We start from the raw sequence: 18,578 nt of genomic DNA, 5'->3' as shown, positions 1-18,578 counted from the left end.
CTTCAACGAAACGCTTCATCCGGCCCTCCGCTGATCAACATCAGCTTAGCAGATCAACGCGTTTCCACACAGGCTGGACCCTTTCCAGACGTTCAAGCAGCGGAGTGCACTTCACCAGCACGGTGTGAGCTGCGGCCATCGACTGGCACCAGCTATCCGAGACGAATGAGCTGCCCCGTCTCTGCCGCCTGCTTCACAGCCGCTATAACTTTAAGAGTGTTCAGACCTTCTCTCCCTGAGACACGTGGGGCTTCCTCGCCACGAATGACCCGGCAGAAATGGCGGATCTGCAAAGCGAGAGGGTCCGCCTGATCGACACGAATCCGCTCCTGATGGATAGGCTCATGCCAGCCTCTTTTCTGGTTGTTGTACCAGACATCCAAGTACGGGATCGTCATGGACGCATGGGTGCCCCCGATCTGATAGCAAGCCTCACCAGTCTGCGGATAGGCAGGATTTTCGCCTGTCGTGAGTTCCCAACTCCATGGCGCGACGATCGCGTCGGACACGGTGATGGTTCCGAGAGCTCCGCTCTCAAAGCGCAACAGAATGGCAGCGCTATCCTCGACGGCGTTCCCACGGGCCGCGTTGGACTCAATCGCTTGCACGGAGACGACCTCGCCGCAGAGATAGCGGAGACTGTCGACGTCATGGATGAGATTGAGGAAGACGGGACCTGCACCTTTCTCGCGCCGCCAGGCAATGTCGAAATAGTCGTCGGGCTTATAGAACCAACAGGTGCCATGAACCGCCAGGATCCGGCCCAGCCGACCGGACTCGATTGTTTCCTTCGCCTTCTGGATCAGCGGATTGTGGCGACGATGGTGGCCGACCAGGAGGGGCACACCGGCACTCTCGGCCGCTTCCACAAGGTTTTTTGCTGAGTCGATGTCATCAGCAATTGGCTTCTCCACCAGAGCAGGGATGCCGGCGGCGACACTTTCCAAGCCGTTGGCGACGTGGACTTGGTTCGGCGTTGCGATGATGATCGCGTCAGGCCGACCTATCTCGATCAGAGCGGAGAAGCTTGGAGCCCACCCAACCCCGATGTCCTCGGCCAGGGCCTTCCCAGTCGGTGAGGGATCGACGACGGCCATGAGTTCTGCGTCGGGTGCGGCTCGCACATGCTCGATGTGCCTTTTGCCGATCAGCCCAGCGCCGAGCACGGCGAGCTTCACTTTCCTGGTCATCGCATCTCCCCCTCGATCATGAGACGGAACGAACCGGCGCGGGTTCTCCGCCAGCTTTGCTAGATTAGTTCTGGGACTGATCGATAAGGCGGGCGAGGCGCTGAAGGGCCAACGGGTACCCTTGCGTCCCGAAACCAGCGATGACCCCGGAGGCAACGGTTGAGACATAGGAATGATGCCGGAACGCCTCCCGTCTATGCACATTCGAGATATGCACCTCGATGATCGGGAACTCGCAGGTATTCAGCGCATCGAGAATGGCGACCGAGGTATGCGTGAAGGCAGCCGGGTTGATGACGATGCCAGCCGCACGCTCCCGGGCTTCATGGATCCAGTCAATGATCTGATACTCGGCGTTGCTTTGGTGGAACGCAATCTCGAGATTGAGCTCCTGTGCCACCCGCCGGCAATCCGCCTCCACATCGGCGAGGGTCTCGTAGCCGTAGATCGCAGGCTGGCGCTTTCCGAGTAGGTTCAGATTGGGACCGTTCAGGACGTAGACGATGCGGCTCATGGCGTTTTTCCTGTTGTAGTCTTGTATCTTGGTGTCAGCAGAGGCGCCCGATGCGGCCCCACCGTCATTGCTCTCCCGCGCGAGCCGTCGGGAAATGGGATGTCCTCAGCCTAGGGGCCGATGATGCGTGGCCTTCCTCGGAGAAGCGGCTACGGCGATTGCAGATCCTGGACCCGGCAGCTCTCAAACAGGGTTTGGGTCGCCTCGAAGACGTGCCGGGCGCGAGCCTCCGCTGGCGCCGTGCTGTCCATCGGGACCTCAACCGAAAGGCATACATCGTCCGGCAGCATGGCGAGCAGTTCACATAGGGGCAGATCTCCGTGACCGGGCGGGAGACGCCTGGACCGGGCTTCCTCGATGATGGCCTCGGTTGATCCCGGTCGCGTTGCCGGAGCATCGCAGAGCTGTGCGCTGCGGATCCGTTGTGGCGATACGGCCTTGAGATCGCTGGGAGACCCACCTGTGCGCGAGAGGTGGAGGGCATCGACGAGAGCACCGCCGTTGGGGCGGCCCGCTGCCTCAACGACCCTAACGGCTTCCGGAAAGCTGGAGACCTGTCGCCAGGCCATGCACTCCAGATCTACGCCCATGCCGAAGCCGGCGGCCAGATCGCAGAGTTTGGCGAAGTTCGCTTCGAGCCGACCACGATCCGGATCGTCACCGCAGACGCTCAGCCTCCTGGCTCCCAACTCACCTGCGGATTCGAGTATCGCCGTCAGCCGTGTCGCCGCAAAGTCAGGGTCGATGATCACGAACTCGATGTCGTAGACGCTGACCCCTTCGCCTTGCATGCGCTCCCTCATCTCGCGCATGGCGCTGCTGCCGACCGGGATGGTGTAGTAAGGGGCTCCTGGGAATGCAGGGTGCAACCGAAGGCCCACGGCTGCATAGCCGATCCTTGCCGCCAGGCTGACGAGGTCAAGTGGCGGAACCTCCAGGACTGTGAAATGAGCCAGCCCGAGCGGCGGTGCGTCTTTGGCAATGATCACGATGGTTCCTCCCAGATCCGCGGCCTTTTCGCCGCTTGGTTTCGGACCGCGGCGTCAGTCGCCGTCAGCTTGCGAAGCGTCGTTGAGAGCCGCAGCCAGGGCCCTCTTGAGGTTGGTGCCGGTTCTGTCGATGTGACGGCGCAAGGTCTCGCAGGCCTCTGATGATCGTCGTGCCACGGCCGCCTCAGCAATCGCGCTGTGTTCGCCCCGGACGTCGCAGTCGCCCGGATTCGTCGCAAGGAAGATTCTGCGATAGCGGTCGTTCAGGTTATGCAGCACTGAGCAGAAACGCAGGAGAAGAGGCATCCCACAGCCTTGGATCAACTGCCGGTGGAAGTCGTGGTGGGCCTCTTCCCAGGCTTCCAGGCTCGCCGGACGGGAGGGATCGCGCTCGATACGATTGAGGCGGTAGAGCGAGCGCATGACGTCGCTCTCCCATTCGAGATCGCCCTGTTCGATGGAGTGTTTGAGAGCGAGCGATTCGAACTCGACGCGAAGGCGGGTCACTTCGGCGAGGTTGCTTGTGGAGACTGGAGCAACCCGGTAACCGCGCAGATCCTCCAGTTCGACCAGTCCATCCGCGACCAGGCGCGAGAGGGCTTCGCGCAGGGGGCTGAGGCTGATGTCGTAGCCGGTGCGCAGCCGGTCGAGGTTGATTTTCGAGCCCGGCTTCATGTCGCCCCGAAGGATCGCCTGACGGATCTCGTGCGAAACCCTGCTGGCGATCGTCTTCTTCTCCCCGTCTTCGGGCGGGTGCTGCATGACCTTCATCTCACCGACGATCACTCCTGACCTCCAATATGGACCCTTTGCCTCAGCTTCACGGCTCAACTGCGAGCGGACCAGGCAGGTCCCTATGCAACACAATACAAACAATCAGGCGAATGCGAACGCCGAGCCTCACTCGCTGCGAAGATACCACCAATAATCGCCGATTGACAAGATAATCGATTATTCGTAATTAAACGATCATTCTAAACCCCGACAAGAGGGTTGGCCGAGCCGCTCGACCGCTACAAGAGGCCTTTGAGGAGGGAACGGATGATCATCCAGCGTCAGGAAGACGTCACAACAGCCGCTCTTATCGTCATGGAGCAAACGACGGATCCGCGCCTGCGTCAGATCATGGTCTCGCTCATTCGCCACCTGCACGGCTTCGTCCGCGAGGTCCGCCTGACGGAGGAGGAATTCCGCGACGCCACTGCCATCCTGAATGAGATGGGAAAGCTGGCGAGCGACACCCACAACGAGATAGTCCTGATGGCCGGTTCGCTTGGCGTGTCGTCCCTCGTGTGTCTCCTGAACAACGGCGATAACGGCACGACGGAGACCTCTCAGTCGCTGCTCGGTCCATTCTGGCGCCTGAACTCGCCACGTGTTGAGAACGGCGGCTCGATTATCCGATCCGATACGCCTGGCCCAACGATGTTCGTGACGATGCGAGTCGTGGATCGGGAGGGGCAGCCGATTGCTGGCGCCGAGGTGGATATCTGGCATTCCTCACCCGTCGGCCTCTACGAGAACCAGGACCCTGACCAGGCCGACATGAACCTGCGTGGCAAGTTCACGACCGATGCTGACGGCCGCATCTGGTTCCGCTCCGTGAAGCCCGCAGGCTATCCAATCCCGACGGACGGCGTCGTCGGACGATTGCTCGAGGCGCAGAACCGGCATCCCTTCCGGCCGGCTCATGTTCATGCCCTCGTGTTCAAGGAGGGTTACAAAACCCTGATCTCGCAGGTCTATGCCGACGACGATCCGAACCTTGAGACGGACGTTCAGTTCGGCGTGACCCGTGCGCTCGTCGGCAAGTTCGACCGCCATGACGAACCGCATCCAAGCGAGCCCGACGTGGAAGTGCCCTGGTACTCGCTCGACTACACATTCGTGATGGAGCCGGGCGAAGCCCGCCTGCCGAAGCCGCCGATCAAGTAACCCTTGTCCCAGACCTGGCCCGCGGCAGCCGCCGGCTGGCCCCATGTATGAACGGATGCCACGATGCTGACCGATGACGAGCGCCGCCGCGGCGCAGAGGATCTCTACAACGCCGATCGCGAGCGGAGAGTCATTCCGCAGTTGAGCCGGACCTTTCCCAACATCGAGCTGGAGGATGCCTATGCCATCCAGGGCATGTGGGCCCAGAAAAGGATCGCGGACGGCGCCCGGATCATCGGCCATAAGATCGGTTTGACGTCCCGCGCCATGCAGATGGCGTCCAAGATCACCGAGCCCGACTACGGCTATCTGACGGACGACATGCTGTACCGGGATGGCGCCCAGATCCCGGCCGGGCGCTTTATGGCGCCCCGGCTCGAGGTGGAGCTTGCCTTCGTCATGAGCGAAACGCTGGAGGGGCCGGGCATTCAGATCTACGACGTCATGCGGGCGACCGAGTTCGTCGTGCCGGCCCTCGAGATCATCGACTACCGGACGGAAGTGCCCCGTGCGATCACGGACACGATTGCCGACAATGCGGCGGCCGGCGGCATGATTGTGGGCGGCCGGACCGTTCGTCCCATGGATGTCGATATCCGATGGGTCGGCGCCACGCTCTCGAAGAATGGCATCATCGAAGAGTCTGGCGTGTCGGCCGCCATCATGGGCCATCCGGCTGCGGGAATCGCCTGGCTCGTCAACAAGCTCCACGCCGTGGGCGCCCGGCTCGAGAAGGGCCAGATCGTCCTTGCGGGCTCCTTCACGCGGCCCGTGTCCGTTGCGCCGGGCGACGTGATCCACGCGGATTATGGGCCGCTTGGAGCGATCGGCGTTTCGTTCGTCTGACAGGAGAGGGCCGATGCAACTCCCCGAAAATCGATTCAAGCAGGCGTTGAACGAAGGGCGGCAGCAGATTGGGCTTTGGTGCGCCCTGTCGAGTTCCTATGCGGCAGAGGTCGTCGCCGGGTCGGGGTTCGACTGGCTCCTGTTCGATACGGAGCACTCGCCCAGCAACGTCGAGATTGTGTTAGGCCTGCTTCAGGCCGTTTCGGCCTACGATGTCTCTCCGATCGTTCGGCCGGCGAGTAACGATACGGTGCTGATCAAGCGCTACCTCGACATAGGGGTTCAGACACTACTCATCCCATACGTTCAGTCGGCTGAGGAGGCACGCAGCGCAGTCGCGGCGATCCGTTATGCCCCGGATGGTGTCCGGGGCGTCTCGGCTCTCACCCGCGCAACCCGCTTCGGCCGGGTGGAGGGCTATGCCCGCCGAGCCGCCGATGAGCTCTGTCTCCTGGTCCAGATCGAAACCCAGCAAGCGCTCGATGAACTCGAAGCTATTGCTGCCGTTGACGGCGTGGATGGAATCTTTATCGGACCGGCCGACTTGGCGGCGAGCCTCGGGCATGTCGGGGACCAGGGGCACCCTGACGTCAAGGCCGCCGTTGAAGATGCCGTGCGGCGGATCCGAGCCTGCGGGAAGCCCGCCGGTATTCTGACGGGAGACACCGTGTTCGCCCAGCGTTGCATCGAGATCGGCACGACCTTTACCGCCGTTGGCGTAGACCTGGGCGTCCTAGCCCGTGGCACGGAGAAGCTTGCACGACAGTTCCAGGCCGAGGATACGTCCTCGCCGCACTCTGTGGCCAACGCTCGTTGAGGAGAGGCTTATGTTCGCAACCGCCGACCTCATCGATGCCCATGAAGCCGTCCTTCAATCTTGTGATCTCCAGTTTCGTGACTTCGGCGGACGGACCCGTTTCCATGGGCCCATCCGGACGGTCGCCTGCCGTGAGGACAACGTGCTCGTTCGTGCAACCTTGTCGCGGCCGGGCCATGGCAGTGTGCTCGTGATTGACGGTGGAGGGTTGCTGCATCGCGCCCTTGTCGGCGATGTGATTGCAGGGCTTGCCATCGAGAATGGCTGGGCCGGGATTGTGGTCAATGGAGCTATCCGGGATGCCGCCGCGATAGCGGCGATGCAGATCGGTCTCAAGGCGCTCGGCACCAATCCCCGCCGCTGTGCGAAGACCGGCGTCGGCGCCGTCGATGTCCCAGTCGCCTTCGGCGGCGTGATCTTCACGCCTGGGGCTCACCTGTACGCCGATGAGGATAGGATCGTGGTCTCCGAGCAGGCGCTTGAGATCATCGAGGGCGACTGAGCCGCATCACGAATGCTCGGAGTGCCGCATGCAACAAGAACAATGGCGCTTCGAGGAGGTATCTAACCAGGAGGAAACACATATGAGACACCTCAAGTCACTACTCACAGCAGCTCTCGTCGGAGCCGCTGCCTTGCTCGCAGGCGAAGCGAGCGCACAGGTGAGCGAACGGACTCTCCGCTGGGCGCAGCAGAATTCCCTGGAGCATCCACAGGGTCAGGGCGCGAAAAAGTTCGCCGAGCTCGTCGAACAGAAGAGCGGCGGCAAGATCAAGGTCAGAGTGTTTCCGAGTGGTCAGCTTGGAGGAGATCTTCAGAACGTGTCGGCCCTTCAGGGTGGCACGCTGGACCTGATGGTGTTGAATGCAGGCCTGCTGGTCGGCGTCGTGAAGGAATTCGCCGTTTTCGACCTACCGTTCCAGTTCAACACGCCGCAGGAGGCCGACGCTGTCGCGGATGGCCCTGTCGGCAAGAAGCTGTTCGACAAGCTGCCCGAGAAAGGCCTGATCGGACTAGGCTACTTCGAGCTTGGCTTCCGCAACGTCACCAACAGCAAGCGTCCCATCGCCAAGTTGGAAGACCTCCAGGGGCTCAAGCTGCGGGTGCTCCAGTCGCCATTGTTCATCGACATGTTCAACACGCTGGGGGCTAATACGATCGCGATGCCTTTCCCGGAGGTGTACACCGCCATGGAACAAAAGGTCATCGACGGGCATGAGAACCCGTTTACAGTGATCGCCGACTCCAAGCTCTACGAGGTGCAGAAGTACGTTTCGACGACCCGTCACATCTACAACCCGCAATCCGTGATCATGAGCAAGAAGAGCTGGGACAAGCTCTCGGACGAGGAGAAGAAGATCATCCAGTCATCCCTCGACGAGGCCAAGACCTACCAGCGCCAGGTCTCCCGGGAGGCCGAAGCCAAGGCGATTGCACTGCTCAAGGAAAAAGGCATGCAGATCAACGAGGTGTCACCTCAGGAGATTGCCCGCATGCGCGAGAAGATCAAACCGGTTCTCGACAAGTATTCGAAGGAAGTCGGCGAGGCCCTGGTTGCCGAGGTGAACGCCGAGATCGCTAAGAAGCGAGGCACGAACTGATCTCCCTGACTAAGGTGGGCTGGCTTCCCGGCCCGCCTCTTTTTTTGGCAGCCGCTGGCTCGGCGCTTGCCATGTCGAGCTTAACCGGACCTTCCGTTGAGGCAATTCAATAGCGATTCCGGAGATACTCGGCGGAACGTCCGAAAATGGCGCACATGAGCCGTAAGCGCTCGGCCCGCTTCGGCGCTTAAGAATCGACGTTCGTTGAGCGGCCGGAACGTGAAGGTTCGACCCGCTGCCGACTTTGATCTGTGAGTTCGTCGCAATTCTCGACCCGCTCTGTCTCAGGAATCCAGGCACTTCCGAGAAACGTTCAAAGCGACGACTTCATCACTACCTAACTGAGCGATGTGGCCGGGTGTTCGGCTTTGGCGTAGAATTGAATTCAGCTTTCAAGCCGACAGGCTAAATAACTGGTCGGGACATTACAGGAAGCGATGTAGAATCAAACGGCGGACCCCTTTTAGAGCAGGAAATGATGGCGATTAGGACGTTTCTTGCCTCGTCACTAGCTGTCGCTTTCTTTGTGCTCTCTCACGCCCATACCGCCGACATTAAGGACCGAACCATCAAGATTGATATCGGCTTAAGTGCCGATCATCCGCAAGGACAATCGGTCACGAAGTTCGCCGAAATAGTCAGTCAGAAGAGTCGCGGCAAGATCAAGGTGCGGCTCTTCGCAGGTGGCGCTCTCGGGAATGACGTTACAATGATCTCGGCGCTCCAGGGCGGCACACAGGAGATGACAATCCCCGACACCTCAACTCTGGTTGGGATTTCCGGGTTGAAGGAATTCGGACTGATCAATCTGCCGTTTCTGATCCAGAGCGGCCAAGAAGCCGGTGCCCTATTGGGCGGCCCGTTCGGGCAGAAGCTCATGGCCAAGCTTCCTGAGAAGGGCCTGATTGGGTTCGGGTTCTGGGAAAATGGCTTCCGTCAGGTAACAAACAGTCGCAGGCCGATCACCAAAGCTGAGGACTTTGCAGGCCTCAAGTTACGGGTCATTCAAAGCCCTCTGTTCATCGACACATTCCGGGAACTCGGAGCCAATGCGGTGCCGATGCCCTTCACAGAAGCTTACACCGCCCTTGAGACAAGACCATCGATGGGCAGGAGAATCCCCTCGCCACCATCCTCGCATCGAAATTCTATGAGGTACAGAAATACGCAGTCCAGTCCAACCACATCTACAGCGTTTGGGCTTTCTTGATGTGCAAGCGCTTCTGGGATCGCCTCACGCCGGACGAGCAGGCACTCATCACCGAAGCTGCCAAGGAAGCCAAGGACTTTGAGCGCAAGACCATTCAGGCGTTTGAACTTACTGCTCTCGATGAGCTCAAATCTAAGGGGGTGGAGTTTTCGATCTTGCCGGAGGCTGAAGTGACAAAGCTGAGGGAGAAGACCAAGGCTGTGCAGGAGAAGTTCACCGTCGAGTTTGGGCAAGCCAGTGCAGCAGAGATGATGTCGGACTTGGAGCGAATTCGCTCGACCAAACAGTAGCCTTGACGCTTCTATCATCTCCGATTGGCAATGGAGGTGCCGGCTCTCATTGACAGCACCTCGAAGCCACAACTCCAAGACCACGCCAAGGCTGCCCAATCCCTACTGACCTATGCTGAAGTTGATCGCGCCCTGGCAGGACGATCACCACGCCGGCTGACTTGTTTGCCTCGTGCGTCACTGGAATCTGTCAAGTCCGACGCTCGTTTGGAAGCAAACGTCGCCACCCAGTCCGTTTCACGGGCAAGGGCATCCTCGACGCAACCCTGAATATGATCAATCAAAACCTGCTGGGCCGTCGCGAAGTCTCGCGCCAAGGCGCATTCGAGAAGTTTTTGATGCTGGTTTGCTGCAGTTTCACCGCGGAAGACCACTGTCACCATCTGGTAGCGCAGATACTTATCGTAAATGGCAGCATGCGTACCGAGAAGCACCTTGGAGCCGCAGGCGGAGATCAGCGCGTGATGAAACTGCCAGTCGAATTGCTTCCAGATCTCTGGCTCGGAGTGGTCGCCGGCAAGCATCCGATTCTCGATCACTGAAAGCTTATGATAGGCGGCGACAACCCGGCTTTCCCAATCCAGATCACCTTGTTGGAAGGACTGCTCAAGGGCGTGACACTCAAGGAGCTGCCGCATTGCCGCCACTTCCCGGAAGTCCTCTGCCGAGACGGGCGCCACCTCAAACCCACGCTGGCCTTCAGCGACGGCTAAGCCCTCTGAGCACAGCCGGTTCAGAAGCTCCCGCAGCGTGCTGATACTTACATCATAGGCCTCACTGATCCGGTCGAGCTTCAGCTTCTCGCCCGGGATGAGCCGGCCGAACACGATGTCCGAGCGGATCCGGCGATAGGCGGTCTCGCCGACCGTCTCACGCTGCAAAGGATCTGCCAGCATGACTTTACACCCCCTAAACTTTTGCGTGGGCAGGAGCACAAATGGTCGTCGGAGCCAAAGCTATTGTTGGCTCTCGTCAATGAGACGCGCAAGCCGCTGAAGAGCCAATTGGTAACCTTGCGTCCCGAAACCGGCGATGACCCCAGAGGCAACGGTTGAGATATAGGAGTGGTGGCGGAACGCCTCACGTTTATGCACATTCGAGATGTGCACCTCGATGATCGGGAGCTCGCAGGCGTTCAGGGCATCGAGGATCGCGACAGACGTATGGGTAAAGGCAGCCGGGTTGATGACGATGCCAGCCGCCCGCTCCCGCGCTTCGTGGATCCAGTCAATGATCTGATGTTCAGCGTTGCTTTGATAAAACTCAATCTCAAGCTTAAGTTCAGCCCCGACGCGGCGGCATTCTGCCTCTACATCTGATAGGGTTTCATACCCGTAGATCGCCGGCTGGCGCTTTCCGAGAAGGTTCAGATTGGGGCCATTCAAGACATAGATGATGCGGCTCATAGTGGCTTTCCTGTTGCTGTTGGCTAAAGCTCATCTCGCGTTTGCACTTCTAGTGGGAAGGTGGCTCCATAAACTGCTCCCGGCCTCTTGTCCGGGCCACCTCCGACAGCGCGAGCCGAAAGGTCAATTCTCATCCAGACCTTGACAAGTCGGCTGGAGGCATCTGCCGTGATGGCGCGAGATGCCTCCGTTGGACACACACCATTCTCTGAACGCCTCCGCTGCTGTTGAGACCAATGCTTGCGCTGGGCGCAGACAATTAAGTCTTTGTTGCTTGTGGTATGCATACTGTGCAGACGAACTATGTCGCGTTTTCGCTGGTGTAGAGCGGCGAGCCGATCCATTTTTTTAGAAAGATCAAGAAGGAAACGCCTGAGGCCACGTTCTCTCTGAGAAGGATCCTCTCATGGCCACCACCCACTTCCGTGTTCAAGACCTGCCCGACCACAAGACAAAAATCCGCACACATTCACTGCTTCTGTTGCTTGGCCAGTTCGTCGCCAAAATGGTTAAGGTTGCAGGAGAAGCGGACCAAACCCACCAGGGACTTCGCCGTCAACGCTACGCAGCACTTCTGGGCTGACCGTCGCCGTCGCCATGCCCCAGCCACCGGAACATCACTTCTTCAAATAGCGGATAACCGTATCAATTACGGTTTCCCGCCGTTTGGCGAGCATGTCCGCTGACGCCATGTCTCTCTTGAAGATCTGCGAGAAAGTTGCACGGTTCGAGACGTTGAAGAAGCACAAAGCACTAATCGTCATGTGCAGATCGATCTCATCAATGCCTTTCCGGAAGATTCCATCCTTGACGCCTCGCTCGTAGATGCCTCGCAGCGTGTTGATCACAGAGACGTTCAATTCCTGGATCGCTCGTGAGCGCGCGAGATGGACGCCTTGGTGGATATTCTCGACCATCACGAGACGAATGAAGTCTTCATTCGAGTTCTGGTAATCAAACGTAAAGCCCACAAGAGCTCGGATGGCAGCCTCGGGCTCAAGACCGCCTAGGTCCAGTGTCGCTTCGATCTGCCTGATACGCCGGTAGGCGTCTTCGAGCACCGCAACGAACAACCCTTCCTTGTCCTCAAAGTAATAATAGATCATCCGTTTGCTGGTGTTTGTCTGGGCGGCGATCTCGTCGACGCGTGCTCCGCTATAGCCTTTCTCCGCGAATTCCTTGGTTGCTATTGCCAAGATGTTCTGCCGGGTCAATTCGGGATCGTACCCGCCACGGCCGGAGGTCGACCGCTTCGCGGCATGACTGGAAGGTTTAATGTCATGCATGGCGGTTACATCCTTCATGGCACACCATCGACCAGCCTCTTCTCACCTAAGCCTCTTGGGAAATGGCTCAGACCCAAGCCCGTTTTGAGAGCAAGTTCGCCTTAGCGTCAACGTGAAAGCTCCCAAGTACCAAACTAACTGGAGGGCGCAATATCTGTTCGCCTAAGGACGTAGAGGCGCACGTAAAAAACACCGATGATCCCTGTTGACTATACTAACTAGTTCGTACATTAATGGCGTCGCCCGGTGGACGCAAGCAGTCGAGAGCAGAGAAATGCCTCGATCCCGGGCAATAGCGAGGAAACTGCTCCGACCTAAGCGTCGGATCACCAAGAGGGACGTCATGGTCATGCCCATTGAAGGCATCCGACGCGCTGATCCCATGCTTCATGCAGGTACTGTCTGTTTCCAGTCGGCTGAGACCGGCAGTGGCAGCATCGGCAACTCCAGCCTGGCAGCACAGTACGCCTCCGCCCAATCTGTCCTGGTTGGTCTGATCGGATCCGGCATCCAGGCCTCCCGCACGCCCGCCATGCATGAGCGGGAAGGAGCCGAGCAGGGCCTCCGTTACATCTACAAGCTGATCGATCTCGACGTGCTCCGCCTCGGACCAGAATCTCTGCCTGAGCTTGTCACAGGTGCCCAACGTATGGGCTTTGCCGGGTTGAACGTCACATACCCCTGCAAACAGGCCATCATCCCACTGCTGGATGAACTGACACCGGATGCCCAAGCCCTCGGTGCTGTCAATACGGTCGTGTTTCGCGAGGGGCGTAGCATCGGACACAACACCGACTGGTGGGGCTTCGCGGAGAGCTTTAAGCGCGAACTGATGGATCTCGCCCGTGAACGGGTTGTGCAGTTCGGGGCCGGTGGCGCGGGTGCCGCTGTGGCACACGCCCTGCTGACCGTTGGCGTCGGTACGCTTGAGATCGTCGATACGGACAAGAGCCGTGCTGAGCAGCTCGCTTCCGAACTGTGCGAGCGCTTTGGCGGCGAGCGCGCTGCGGCGGCCGATGACCTCAAGCCGGCAGTGTCGCGTGCGAACGGCATTGTCAACACAACGCCCGTCGGAATGGCCAAATATCCCGGCATGGCACTTCCCGCGCCTCTTCTGCACCCAGGCGTCTGGGTTGCGGACATTGTCTACTTCCCCCTTGAGACGGAACTGCTGCGAACAGCCCGTGCCCTGGGCTGCCGCACCATGGGCGGCGGCGGCATGGCTGTGTTCCAGGCTGTCGGAGCCTTCCGTCTTTTCACCGGCATTGAGCCCGATCCGGAGCGAATGAGGCAACACTTTCAATCGATGTGACGCGTCCAGATCAATAAAACCAATAAGGACGCAAACCAGAGGAAACGCCGATGAACATGATTGTGGAAGGCTACTTTAAGCTGCTGAAGATCCTGATTGCGCTTTTCTTGGCCATCATGGTGGTCCTGGTCTTCGGTAATGTGGTGCTGCGCTACGCATTCAATTCGGGCATCACCGTCTCCGAAGAGCTCTCGCGCTGGCTGTTCGTCTGGCTCACCTTTCTCGGCGCGATTGTGGCCCTGCGAGCGCGCGGTCATCTTGGCGTGGACACCTTGGTCAAGCGTCTGCCCAATGTCGGCAAGCGTGCCTGCCTCATCGTCAGCCAAGTCCTCATGCTCTACGCCACTTGGCTTCTCCTCCAGGGCAGCTGGGAGCAGACCCTGATCAACTGGGATGTGGCGGCACCGGCCTCTGGTCTGTCCACCGGCTGGTTCTACGGCGTTGGTGTGGTTTTCGGTATTTCAACGGGGCTCATTCTGCTTGCCGATCTCTACCGAACCGTGACTGGGAAACTCTCCGACGAGGAACTCGTCATGGTCAAGGAGTCGGAGGAGCAGGAGGAGCTTGAGGCCTTGCAGCACGAGCTCGCCGAGCGCGACCGCCGCGAAAGCGAGCTTGCCACCCCCGCAGCCGGACCTCGGAGGGCGCAGTCATGACCATCGCCATCTTTGTCGGTTCCCTTCTCGGCACCATGGCCATCGGCATGCCGATCGCCTACGCCCTGCTCATCAGCGGCATCGCCCTGATGGTCTACATGGATATGTTCGACGCCCAGATCGTGGCGCAGAACATCATCAACGGAGCCGATAGTTTTCCGTTGCTAGCCGTGCCCTTTTTCATGCTGGCCGGTGAGATCATGAACACCGGCGGCTTGTCGAAGCGCATCGTCAATGTCGCTCTCGCGCTGGTCGGACACATCAAGGGTGGCTTGGGCTACGTGGCGATCCTCGCTGCCTGCATCCTGTCGGCCCTGTCGGGCTCTGCGGTGGCCGACGCGGCGGCGCTCTCGGCCTTGCTCGTGCCGATGATGGTGCAGGCCGGCCACGACAAAGCGCGCTCCGGCGGGCTGATCGCGGCTTCGGGCGTCATCGGACCGGTGATCCCGCCCAGCATCGGCTTCGTGATCTTCGGCGTGGTAGGCGGCGTGTCGATCACCAAGCTGTTCTTGGCCGGCCTGGTTCCCGGCATCCTCATCGGCCTCGGCCTCGCTTTCGCCTGGTGGTGGGAGGTGCGCAAGGAGACCATCGTCAGCCCGCCCAAGAAGTCCGCCCGCGAGATCCTGCGGGCGTTGCGCGAGGGTGTCTGGGCCTTGGTCCTGCCCTTCATCATCATCTTCGGACTGAAGTTCGGGGTCTTCACGCCGACGGAGGCAGCCGTGGTGGCGGCGGTGTACTCGCTGATCGTGGCGGTGTTCGTCTACCGCGAGCTCAAGATCTCGGAACTGTTTGCGGTGTTCGTGACATCGGCCCAGACAACAGCTGTCGTCATGCTGCTGGTGGCCGCCGCGCTGGTCTCGGCTTGGCTGATCACGGTATCGGAGATCGCCACCTCCGTGGTCGACCTGCTCCAGCCGTTTATGGACAACCAGACGATGCTGCTCGTGGCCATCATGGTGATTGTGGTGATCGTCGGCACGGCGATGGACATGACGCCGACCATCCTAATCCTGACCCCGATCCTGATGCCGGTGATCAAGGCGGCGGGAATCGACCCGGTCTACTTTGGCGTCCTGTTCATCGTGAACAACTCGATCGGCCTGATCACGCCGCCGGTCGGCACAGTGCTCAATGTCGTGGCCGGCGTCTCGCGCATCAGCATGGAAGACCTGATGAAGGGTGTCTGGCCCTTCCTGCTGGCGCAGCTTGTCGTGCTGTTCCTGATGGTGCTGTTCCCGCAGCTCGTCATGTGGCCAGCCAAACTGATCGGAGGGTAGCAGACGACAATCCACAACCATGGTGCCGCGCACCGACAAACCATTCTGAGGAAACGTGAGGGAGATCAGAGTTATGAAGCATTTCGGTAAGATCATCGGTAGCGTCCTGTTGAGCAGCGCATTTCTGTTGCCAGGTTCAGCGAACGCCGAGATCAAAGAGCGCACCATTCGCTTTGCGTTCCAGAACGCGCAGGAGCATCCACAAGGGCAGGGGGCCAAGAAGTTCGCGGAACTGGTCGAGCAGAAGAGTGGCGGCAAGATCAAGGTCCGTCTGTTCCCCAGCGGTCAGCTCGGCGGCGATCTGCAAACCGTCTCAGCGCTCCAAGGCGGCACCATTGATATCACGGTCCTGAACGCCGGCCTGCTCGTCGGCCAAATCAAGGAGTTTGGCCTCTTTGACCTGCCGTTCCTGTTCGACAGTGCGAAGCAGGCGGACGCCGTGGTGGACGGCCCCTTCGGCCAGAAGCTCTCAGAGTCTCTCGCTCCCAAGAACCTTGTCGGCCTCGGTTACTGGGATCTTGGCTTCCGCAATCTCACAAACAGCCGACGTCCTGTGACGAAACTCGAGGACATTCAGGGCCTCAAGGTTCGCGTCGTGCAGTCGCCGCTCTACATCGAGCTGTTCAACACGCTCGGGGCCAACGCCGTGCCGCTGCCGTTTCCGGAACTCTACACGGCGTTGGAGCAGAAGACCGTCGATGGCCAGGAAAACCCCGCGACCGTCATCCAGACGTCGAAGTTCGCCGAGGTCCAGAAATTTCTCACCTTTACCCGGCACGTGTACAACCCGCAGATCCTGATCTTCAGCAAGCGTGTTTGGGATCGCTATGACCCTGAAGAGAGAAAGCTCATTGAAGAGGCCGCTGCGGAGGCGAAAGCCTACCAGCGTCAGGTCTCCCGTGATGCCGAGGCCAAGGCGGTTGAGCAGCTCAAGGCCCAGGGCATGCAGCTGACGGAGCTGTCTCCCGAGGAGGTCGCAAGGCTGCGGGACAAGGTAAAGCCCGTCACCGAGAAGTTCGCGAAGGAAGCGAACGAGGCTGTCTCTAAAGAACTCTTTGCGGAAGTCGTGAAGGCCCGCGCAACGCGCTGAGCCCCTACCGAATGTTATGCGTGCTGGCGGACAACCGCCGCCAGCACAACCATCAGCATCTCGCAAAACGAAGGTAGCAAAGCCGTGCAAACCGCCATCGCCACTGTTTGTCTCAGCGGTACATTGGACGAAAAGCTCCAAGCTATCGCGGCAGCTCAGTTCAAGGGGGTTGAAATCTTCGAGAACGACCTGTTGTCCTTCAACGGGACGCCAACGGACGTGCGCCGTATGGTCGAGGACCTTGGCCTGGCCACAGCTGTCTTCCAACCTTTCCGGGACTTCGAGGGGATGCCGGAGCCAAAGCGCGCCAAGGTGTTCTCGCGTGCCGAGCGGAAGTTCGACGTCATGCAAGAACTCGGCTGTGACTTCCTGATGGTCTGCAGCAATGTCTCACCCGATAGCCTCGGCGGCATAGACCGGGCTGCGGCAGATTTCCATGAACTCGGGGAGCGAGCAGCTAAACGCGGCATGCGGGTTGCCTTCGAGGCGCTGGCCTGGGGCCGACACGTCAATGACTATCGCGATGCCTGGGAGGTCGTCCGCCGTGCCAACCACCCGGCGGTCGGTCTCGTCCTCGATTCCTTCCATATCCTCGCGCGTGAGACGGATTTGACAACAATCCGTTCGATTCCAAAGGATCGGATCTTCCTCGTCCAGATGGCCGACGCGCCACGCCTTGATATGGACTACCTGTCTTGGAGCCGACATTATCGCTGTTTCCCAGGCCAAGGGGATCTGCCCATTGACGCCTTCATGGACTCCCTGCAGGCAACGGGTTTTGACGGCTTGCTCTCGCTTGAGATCTTCAATGACCGCTTCCGGGCAGGATCCGCCCGCAGCGTTGCGCTCGATGGGCAGCGCTCGCTGCTCTTCATGCTCGATCAGCTCCAGCGACGGACGAGCGTTTCGGTCCCGGGTTTGCCGGAGCTTCCCCCTCGCGCGACTTGCCGTGGAGTGGAGTTCGTCGAGTTTGCCATGGACGAGAGAAGTGCGAAGCCTTTTGAGCACGTTCTTCGGGGACTTGGCTTCGCTAAGGCTGGCAAGCATCGCTCGAAGGATGTCACGCAGTGGCGCCAGGGCGACATCAACATAGTGGTGAACCGTGACAAGGAGGGCTTTGCTCATTCCTTCAACATCACCCATGGACCATCCGTTTGTGCCATTGCATTGCGGGTCGATGATGCACCAGCGACGATTGATCGCGCCATCCGGCTCCTGGATCAGCCCTTCCGGCAGGCTGTGGGCCCGGGAGAGTTGGACATTCCAGCCGTTCGAGGTTTGGGCGGAAGCCTGATCTACTTCGTCGATCAAAAAAGTGGGCTCGACCGTCTTTGGGACACGGACTTCGAGCGCGTGAACAATGGCGATTTTACGGGCGCAGGGCTCACTGTCTTCGATCATGTGTCCCAGTCGATGTTTTATGAGGAGATGCTGACGTGGCTTCTCTTCTACGTCTCCCTGCTCGATGTGCAGAAGACGCCGGTCCAGAACGTGATTGATCCTGGCGGCGTCGTGCAAAGCCAGGTGGTGGAGACCAGTGATGGAACATTCTGTCTCGCTCTCAACGCCTCTCAGAGCCGGCAGACCCAGTCGTCCCGCTTCCTGACGGATATGTTCGGCTCAGGGGTTCAGCATATCGCTCTGGCCACCTCTGATATCTTCGCGACGATCGAACGGCTGAAAGCGAATGGTGTCGAGTTGCTGCCTATCCCTGAGAACTACTACGAAGACCTCGAGGCGCGCACAGATCTCTCGGAAGAGGAGATCGAACGCCTGCGAGCCGGCAACATCCTTTACGATCGGGAGGGCACAGCCGAGTTCTTCCAGGTCTACACGAGAACGCTAGAGAACGGGTTCTTCTTCGAGATTGTGGAGCGTCGCGGATATAAGGGCTTTGGCGCAGTGAATGCCCCCATCCGCCTTGCCGCGCAAACGCGTCTGGCGCCTCCGCCGACTATGCCGAGGCTCAGATGAATCAGGGAGTGCCCCTATGCACAGCGAAAACATGCCGAGTGAAGTGAAAGAGTCCCGGCAGGAGGAGAGTATGAGCCTGGAAGGTGGATTCTATCAACGGGACAGGAGCTGGCACCCGCCGGCTTTCACGCCGCAATACAAGACCTCCATCCTGCGCTCCCCACGATATCCGCTGCTCTCGCTCG

The 18,578-nt window shown here is 59.6% G+C and carries 18 protein-coding genes and 2 pseudogenes; 13 read left to right on the top strand and 7 right to left on the bottom strand.

Annotation, left to right across the window (positions count from 1 at the left end):
- Window positions 1-152: 152 nt before the first annotated feature.
- From DC522_RS27955 to DC522_RS27940, 4 genes are all read right to left on the bottom strand, one after another.
- Window positions 153-1,190 (bottom strand): Gfo/Idh/MocA family protein, encoded by a 1,038-nt coding sequence (locus tag DC522_RS27955; RefSeq protein ID WP_116531825.1) that lies wholly within the window; start codon window positions 1,188-1,190, stop codon window positions 153-155.
- A 64-nt stretch (window positions 1,191-1,254) separates the two neighbouring features.
- Complete coding sequence (gene aroQ, locus DC522_RS27950) at window positions 1,255-1,704, bottom strand: type II 3-dehydroquinate dehydratase (protein ID WP_116531824.1); 450 nt, start codon at window positions 1,702-1,704, stop codon at window positions 1,255-1,257.
- A 149-nt stretch (window positions 1,705-1,853) separates the two neighbouring features.
- Window positions 1,854-2,693: a sugar phosphate isomerase/epimerase gene (locus DC522_RS27945; RefSeq protein WP_245444622.1), complete on the bottom strand. Its 840-nt coding sequence runs from the start codon at window positions 2,691-2,693 to the stop codon at window positions 1,854-1,856.
- A 54-nt stretch (window positions 2,694-2,747) separates the two neighbouring features.
- Complete coding sequence (locus DC522_RS27940; RefSeq protein ID WP_245444620.1) at window positions 2,748-3,479, bottom strand: GntR family transcriptional regulator; 732 nt, start codon at window positions 3,477-3,479, stop codon at window positions 2,748-2,750.
- 255 nt (window positions 3,480-3,734) lie between these two features.
- On the opposite strand from DC522_RS27940, the gene DC522_RS27935 reads away from it, so the two are divergent.
- From DC522_RS27935 to DC522_RS27910, 6 genes and pseudogenes are all read left to right on the top strand, one after another.
- The gene (locus DC522_RS27935) at window positions 3,735-4,628 is read left to right on the top strand and encodes a dioxygenase (RefSeq protein WP_116531823.1); all 894 of its coding nucleotides are present in this window, start codon (window positions 3,735-3,737) and stop codon (window positions 4,626-4,628) included.
- Window positions 4,629-4,691: 63 nt separating this feature from the next.
- Window positions 4,692-5,474: a 2-oxo-hept-4-ene-1,7-dioate hydratase gene (gene hpaH, locus DC522_RS27930; RefSeq protein ID WP_116531822.1), complete on the top strand. Its 783-nt coding sequence runs from the start codon at window positions 4,692-4,694 to the stop codon at window positions 5,472-5,474.
- A gap of 13 nt (window positions 5,475-5,487) precedes the next feature.
- Window positions 5,488-6,291, top strand: coding sequence for a 4-hydroxy-2-oxoheptanedioate aldolase (hpaI, locus tag DC522_RS27925; protein ID WP_116531821.1), 804 nt, complete (start codon window positions 5,488-5,490; stop codon window positions 6,289-6,291).
- A gap of 10 nt (window positions 6,292-6,301) precedes the next feature.
- The gene (gene rraA, locus DC522_RS27920) at window positions 6,302-6,793 is read left to right on the top strand and encodes a ribonuclease E activity regulator RraA (RefSeq protein WP_116531820.1); all 492 of its coding nucleotides are present in this window, start codon (window positions 6,302-6,304) and stop codon (window positions 6,791-6,793) included.
- A gap of 82 nt (window positions 6,794-6,875) precedes the next feature.
- On the top strand, window positions 6,876-7,892 hold the full coding sequence (locus DC522_RS27915; RefSeq protein WP_116531819.1) for a TRAP transporter substrate-binding protein: 1,017 nt from the start codon (window positions 6,876-6,878) through the stop codon (window positions 7,890-7,892).
- Window positions 7,893-8,367: 475 nt separating this feature from the next.
- Window positions 8,368-9,392, top strand: a pseudogene (locus DC522_RS27910) (TRAP transporter substrate-binding protein).
- 110 nt (window positions 9,393-9,502) lie between these two features.
- Here the strand turns inward: DC522_RS27910 and DC522_RS27905 are convergent.
- Window positions 9,503-10,285 (bottom strand): GntR family transcriptional regulator, encoded by a 783-nt coding sequence (locus DC522_RS27905; RefSeq protein ID WP_165820343.1) that lies wholly within the window; start codon window positions 10,283-10,285, stop codon window positions 9,503-9,505.
- A gap of 63 nt (window positions 10,286-10,348) precedes the next feature.
- Window positions 10,349-10,798 (bottom strand): type II 3-dehydroquinate dehydratase, encoded by a 450-nt coding sequence (gene aroQ / locus DC522_RS27900; protein ID WP_116531817.1) that lies wholly within the window; start codon window positions 10,796-10,798, stop codon window positions 10,349-10,351.
- 406 nt (window positions 10,799-11,204) lie between these two features.
- Between aroQ (DC522_RS27900) and DC522_RS35080 the strand changes: the two genes are divergently transcribed.
- The gene (locus DC522_RS35080; protein ID WP_165820342.1) at window positions 11,205-11,381 is read left to right on the top strand and encodes a hypothetical protein; all 177 of its coding nucleotides are present in this window, start codon (window positions 11,205-11,207) and stop codon (window positions 11,379-11,381) included.
- Between the two features lie 34 nt (window positions 11,382-11,415).
- Here DC522_RS35080 and DC522_RS27895 read toward each other — a convergent pair whose 3' ends face one another.
- Window positions 11,416-12,084, bottom strand: a complete 669-nt coding sequence (locus tag DC522_RS27895; protein ID WP_165820341.1) for a TetR/AcrR family transcriptional regulator — start codon at window positions 12,082-12,084, stop codon at window positions 11,416-11,418.
- Between the two features lie 343 nt (window positions 12,085-12,427).
- Between DC522_RS27895 and DC522_RS27890 the strand changes: the two genes are divergently transcribed.
- The 6 genes and pseudogenes from DC522_RS27890 to DC522_RS27865 all read left to right on the top strand — a co-directional run.
- Complete coding sequence (locus DC522_RS27890) at window positions 12,428-13,396, top strand: shikimate dehydrogenase (protein WP_245444618.1); 969 nt, start codon at window positions 12,428-12,430, stop codon at window positions 13,394-13,396.
- Between the two features lie 50 nt (window positions 13,397-13,446).
- A complete protein-coding gene (locus DC522_RS27885) occupies window positions 13,447-14,052 on the top strand; it encodes a TRAP transporter small permease (protein WP_116531815.1) in 606 nt (201 codons plus the stop codon).
- A complete protein-coding gene (locus DC522_RS27880) occupies window positions 14,049-15,329 on the top strand; it encodes a TRAP transporter large permease (RefSeq protein ID WP_116531814.1) in 1,281 nt (426 codons plus the stop codon). The genes DC522_RS27885 and DC522_RS27880 overlap by 4 nt, the downstream gene beginning before the upstream one ends.
- A gap of 73 nt (window positions 15,330-15,402) precedes the next feature.
- On the top strand, window positions 15,403-16,419 hold the full coding sequence (locus DC522_RS27875; RefSeq protein WP_116531813.1) for a TRAP transporter substrate-binding protein: 1,017 nt from the start codon (window positions 15,403-15,405) through the stop codon (window positions 16,417-16,419).
- Between the two features lie 84 nt (window positions 16,420-16,503).
- Entirely contained in the window at window positions 16,504-18,393 is a 1,890-nt protein-coding gene (locus tag DC522_RS27870; RefSeq protein WP_116531812.1) for a bifunctional sugar phosphate isomerase/epimerase/4-hydroxyphenylpyruvate dioxygenase family protein, read from the top strand.
- Window positions 18,394-18,463: 70 nt separating this feature from the next.
- Window positions 18,464-18,578: pseudogene (locus DC522_RS27865) on the top strand (protocatechuate 3,4-dioxygenase subunit beta); the annotation flags it as partial.

It is taken from the genome of Microvirga sp. KLBC 81, assembly GCF_003075415.1.
In the GTDB taxonomy this organism is placed as follows: Bacteria; Pseudomonadota; Alphaproteobacteria; order Rhizobiales; family Beijerinckiaceae; genus Microvirga.
Note: the sequence above shows the minus strand (reverse complement) of the source record. Positions and strands in the feature narration are given on the sequence as shown.